Origin of the sequence: Nocardioides sp. (assembly GCF_014360585.1) — a bacterium.
Taxonomy (GTDB): Bacteria; Actinomycetota; Actinomycetes; order Propionibacteriales; family Nocardioidaceae; genus Nocardioides.
The window spans coordinates 1-5,070 of record NZ_JACIXG010000146.1; the positions used below are offsets into that span (position 1 = coordinate 1).

The 5,070-nt window shown below is 69.0% G+C and carries 4 protein-coding genes and 1 tRNA gene; 2 read left to right on the forward strand and 3 right to left on the reverse strand.

The window, feature by feature from the left end; genetic code table 11:
- Positions 1-220: 220 nt before the first annotated feature.
- A tRNA-Arg gene (locus H5T77_RS25355) sits at positions 221-297 on the forward strand.
- A 22-nt stretch (positions 298-319) separates the two neighbouring features.
- Here H5T77_RS25355 and yczE read toward each other — a convergent pair.
- Entirely contained in the window at positions 320-946 is a 627-nt protein-coding gene (gene yczE / locus H5T77_RS25360; protein ID WP_292653385.1) for a membrane protein YczE, read from the reverse strand.
- Between the two features lie 78 nt (positions 947-1,024).
- On the opposite strand from yczE, the gene yczR reads away from it, so the two are divergent.
- The gene (yczR, locus tag H5T77_RS25365; RefSeq protein ID WP_292653386.1) at positions 1,025-2,455 is read left to right on the forward strand and encodes a MocR-like transcription factor YczR; all 1,431 of its coding nucleotides are present in this window, start codon (positions 1,025-1,027) and stop codon (positions 2,453-2,455) included.
- Between the two features lie 7 nt (positions 2,456-2,462).
- On the opposite strand, the gene H5T77_RS25370 is transcribed toward yczR, so the two are convergent.
- Positions 2,463-3,524, reverse strand: coding sequence for a DUF1152 domain-containing protein (locus tag H5T77_RS25370; RefSeq protein WP_292653387.1), 1,062 nt, complete (start codon positions 3,522-3,524; stop codon positions 2,463-2,465).
- A gap of 66 nt (positions 3,525-3,590) precedes the next feature.
- Positions 3,591-4,886 carry an HNH endonuclease gene (locus H5T77_RS25375; protein ID WP_292653388.1) on the reverse strand — a complete coding sequence of 432 codons (1,296 nt, stop codon included), beginning with the start codon at positions 4,884-4,886 and terminating at the stop codon, positions 3,591-3,593.
- Positions 4,887-5,070 lie beyond the last annotated feature (184 nt).

Here is a 5,070-nt window from a genome sequence, read left to right on the forward strand (position 1 = left end):
GGGACCTTACCGATGATCCGGTCCAGTCTCGAACCCTCGTGGTCCGACAACTGGACACCTACGTCGACAGTGTGGGGACAGTGCACCCAAATACCCCCCACACCTTGGTAACACTCCGGTCAGTGTTTCGGATTGCGATGCACACATGGGATACGGGGACCAGTAAGATCGGGTGCGGCCTGCGCAAACCCACCTCGGACGAGGTGCTCCCGCGGGCCACGCCTCCGTAGCTCAGCTGGATAGAGCATCGGCCTTCTAATCCGACGGTCACAGGTTCGAATCCTGTCGGGGGCGCCAAAATAAACCCGTGTGGGTAAAATCATGCGCCCGCGCGTGTTTCCGCCTCAGCGGCGTCGGCGATGACCGGCCGCCCGGCGTACGCGGCCCGGAAGAACGGCAGGGTCCGGTGGACCATCGGACCGATGAGTAGCGCCTCGGCGACCGTCCCGACGCCGACGAGGCCACCGAGGAGCCAGCCGATCGCGAGCACGGTGATCTCGACGCCCCCGCGGCACAGCCAGACCGGGGCACCGGTGCGCTCGTGCAGGCCGGTCATCAGGCCGTCGCGCGGGCCTGGCCCGAGGCCGGGGGCGATGTAGATGCCGGTTGCCGCGGCGAGCAGGAGCAGGCCGGTGCTGAAGAGCGCGACCTGGGCCAACAGATCCGTGGGCTGAGACAGGACGCGAAGGCCGAGCTCCGCCGAGGCGCCGACGAGCACCACGTTCAGCACGGTGCCGATGCCCGGTTTCTGGCGCAGCGGGATCCAGAGCAGCAGGACGGCCAGCCCGATAAGGCTGGTCATCGCACCGAAGGAGACCCCGGTGATCTCGACGAGCCCTGAGGCGAGCGCGTTCCAGGGCGCCAGGCCGAGTGAACCCTTAACGAGCATGGCGACTGCGATGCCGTAGAGGAAGAGTCCAGTTATCAACCAGGAGAGCGACTTCACAGAGAGATCCTTCACGATTGCAAAGCCAATCACGGGTCCAATCAAAGGTAAAGGAGCCAATTGACGTAAGGTGGCCTCATGCCTCGCGGAAGAATCGGTGCCACAGCCCTCGCTGGCCTGCTCGGTCAGTGGCAAGGGGACGGCCCGGCGTACGAGAACCTCGCCGAGCGGATCCAGCTGCTGCTGATCGACGGGCGGCTCTCCGCCGACGTGCGACTGCCGTCCGAGCGCGAGCTCTCCGAGCGGCTGATGCTGAGCCGCACGACGATCACCGCCGCCTACCGACGGCTGCGGGAGCGTGGCTACGCACTGAGCGTCCAGGGCTCGGGCACCACGACGAAGCTTCCGCCAACCGCTCCCGACTCCTTCACCGAGGGCGGCGAGATCGACTTGGTCAGGGCCACCCTGCCCGCGACCCGGCGGCTCCCGGAGGCTGCCGTCGAGGCGACCCGCCGGCTGGCCGACCACATGGCCGGACCCGGCTACACGCTGTGGGGCATCGAGGAGCTGCGTGCTGAGATCGCGGCGCGCTACACCGTGCGCGGGCTGCCGACCGATCCCGACCAGATCATGGTGACCACCGGCGGCCAGAGCGCGATCGCCCTGCTCGCCCGCACCGTGATCAGCCGCGGCGACCGGGCCTACGCCGAGAGCCCGTCCTACCCCAACGCGTACGACGCCCTGAGCCTCGCCGGAGCCCGGATCATCACGAGCCCGGTGACCACCGACGCCGGTTGGGACATGCCCGCGATGGAGGCGGCCATCGCCCGGACCACCCCCGTGATGGCGTACGTCATGCCCGACTTCCACAACCCGACGTCTCGCTCGATGTCGATCGAGGACCGGCTCCGCCTGCTGCACGCTGCCGCAAAGGTCGACACCCTCGTCGTGGTCGACGACACCACCGCCGAGCTGGACATCGACCGGAGCCAGACCTTCCCGCCGCTGGCCGCGATGGCGGACGAGCACCAGGCCCGGGTCGTCCACATCGGCTCGGCGAGCAAGATGCTGTGGGGCGGGCTGCGGATCGGCTGGATCCGGGCCGACCCGGTGCTGCTGACCCAGATCGCCAGCGGGCGCTCCGCCACCGACCTCGGCACCCCGATCTGGGAGCAGCTGGTCACCACCATCCTGTTCCAGCATCTCCCCGAGATCCTCGAGGAGCGCGCCGCGCAGCTCGCCGCCGGCCGGGCCGCGCTCTACCACGCGATGCGCCAGCACCTCCCCGACTGGGAGCTGCCGCCGCGTCTCGACGGCGGGCTCTCCGCCTGGGTCGGCCTCCCCGCTCCGGTGAGCTCGCAGCTCACCCTCGCCGCCAGGCCGCACGGACTGCTCGTCACCGCCGGCCCCCGGTTCGGGGTCGACGGGGCGTACGAGCGTCACCTGCGACTGGCGATCACGCCCCGTCCCGAGCTCGTCCGCCGTGGGGTCGAGATCCTCGCCGAGGTCTGGCCCCGCGCCGCCTCCGCCCCCACGCTGACCCTCACCACCGCCGAGGCCGTGGTCTGACCACCCCTCAGCCGCGTGCCAGGGCGTCCAGCGCCCACAACCCGAGACCCTCGAAGCGTGCCGACTCGTAGCTCGGCACGTCCCCGCTGGTGGCCTCCAGGAGCCGGCGCGTCGTGATGTGCGAAGCGCCGCGGGCAACGCCGTCTCTGGCGAGCTCGGTGGCTGTGAGCGTGGGCGGCGGGTCCTCGCGGCGCTGCCGCGCCCGTCGCCGCTCGTAGTCGAGCTCGTCGACGGCGATGGTCCGGATGATCGACTCGGCGTTCCCCAGGCTGCGGGTGTCCCTCAGCGCGCGGGCGAGCGGAAAGTCGCGTGCGTCCAGGTCCTCGACGAGCCACACCGCGGCGCTCTCCTCGGTCACCGGAACCGGCGCGTGCCCCCGCCTCATCTCCACGGCACCCCGGAGGCCGTACGCAGCGGCCGCCGCCAGCGTCGTCGCCTCCGTCGGGTGCCAGCTGAGCGGATCACGGAGCCTGTCCACATCCGCTGCCACGAGCTCTCCCGCACGCTTCCCGCCGACGTCACGCAGGATCGCCGTCACCTGCTCCGCCGACAGCTCCCCGTCCACACCCGGACCGAGCACCGCAAGCCGGACCGGAAGATCCACGTCGAGGGCGGCGGCCAGCGTCAGCGAGTCGGCCAACGGGCTCAGCAGTCCAGCCTCATCACCCCGAGCGACGATGTCACCGCCGACGTCGACAACGGTGAGAGCATCCGCGCCCAGGGCCCGGGCGAAGTGGGTGAGCTGCCGTCCCAGCCCGATCGCCCCACCGGCGAAGTCGTGCAGCACCAGACGCGCATCGACGTCACCGGCCAACCGAGGCAAGACGGACCGACCGGAGGGCAGCGTGTCCGCCGAGGTCGATATCTCGGCACGTACGCCATCGATTAGCCGGAGTCCGATGAAGTCACCCCGCGACCGCGGCCCCGGCACCGGGTCGATCCGAAGCCGCTCCCAAGCACAGGTCGATACGAGAGCCCTACCCTCTGCGTCGGGCTCGAGAACCCCACGCGCCAAGAGCGCACCGAGGGCATCACCCCCACCACCGGACGCAACGTAGAGAGTGTTCACACTGTCGATTGTGGCCGCTGAGAATCGATGGCGCCACCGTCGTAGCTCACTCAGCGGTCCTAGATGCTACGCAGCGCGGTCGTGGTCGAGGAGTACGTCGCGCAGCATGAACTCTGCCCGTGAGAGGGGTGGTGGGGGCTGCCTCCAGGTGTCGGGTGGTGGGCTGACGTAGGTGTGCCCAGTGGGGGTGATGGTGATGATGCTGCCGTCTGGTCCCGGTCTGGCCTGCCAGCCGAGGGCTTCTTTCGCCTGGTTGCATCTTTCGCACAATCCTTGAAGATTCTCGGCGCTGGTGGTGCCGCCGTCGGCGTGGCGTTCGGCGTGGTCGATGTTGCGGATCGGGGCGTCGCAGCCGTTGGTGCGGCAGATCCCACCGTCGCGGGTGGCGATGAACTCGGCCAGTCCTTCGGGGGCTTTGCGTGAGCGGGACTCCATCGCAACCAGCTGCCCGGCGGGGTCGGTGAAGAGTCGCCGGACGAACACCTCAGCGTCGGCGAGCGCCTCACGCGCCCAAGTCGCGGGGACGGGGCCGTAGCCCTCGACCATGGCCGGCTGGTCGGCGTCGTTGGCAAGCGCGTCGGCGGTCATCACGACCTTCACCTCGATCCGAGGCCTCGCGTCGACGCCGTCACGTCCGGTGACGCGGTCGACCAGGGTGTCGGCCATGACCTGTCCGCGGGTCCGCTCATCCCCAGCAGCCTGGGCAGCCTTGGCTGCCTGATCGAGTGCCGCGTAGACGGCGACGCCGTCCTTGACCGGGAGCAAGGCACCGAGCCAGGTCATGGTGTCGGGTGCGGGCCGGACGCTGACTCGGCGGTCCTTCTCCGCGTTGGCGGCCCGAGCCACGACGGATTCCTGCTCCAAGATGATCGCAAGCTTCTTGGCGGCGTTCTCGAGCTGCCGTAGTCCCATGGTCACAACTGCAGGCGGTTCACCGTCTGAACCAGGCGAGCAGAGCTGGTAGTCGATGACTCGGCGGTTCTCCATCGAGAGGCAGGCGGTTTCGCGGGCGAGGATGGTGGCCTGCCACTGCGAGAACAGGCCCGCCTTCATCAACCCGAACGTGTGCGGCATCTCCGCAACAAGGATCTTCGCCAGACCGAGCAGCTTGGCACCCTTGGCGGGTGAGACTCGTCGCGCGAGCGCGATCTGGGAGGCGACGCCTTCGCCCAGCTTCCGCGCAGGGACCCCAGCCTCGGCCTGCCGGACGCGGGTGGCTTCATCGAGGCGTACCGCTGCTTCTGCCTGAACCGCCTCAGCAGTGCACTTCACTTCTTCGAGCCGGCTGATCCAGTCGATCAGCTCGCCCTCGGACGCGCCCAGGGGCGGCCCGGCGAGGAGCTGGTCGACGGTCTCGTTCATACGCCTCATTATATGTGAAACAGCACTGCAACGCTACCTGTTTTTCCTGGTCAGACCCGATTTACGCAGTCCGCGAACAAGCAACCTGAACCCCGCGCCACACCCTCGCCGCCGCCCCGATATAGGCGAAATCTTTCTCGATCAGGTGCCGAGTCAAGGACCGCGAAGCGGCCGGCGAAGCCGG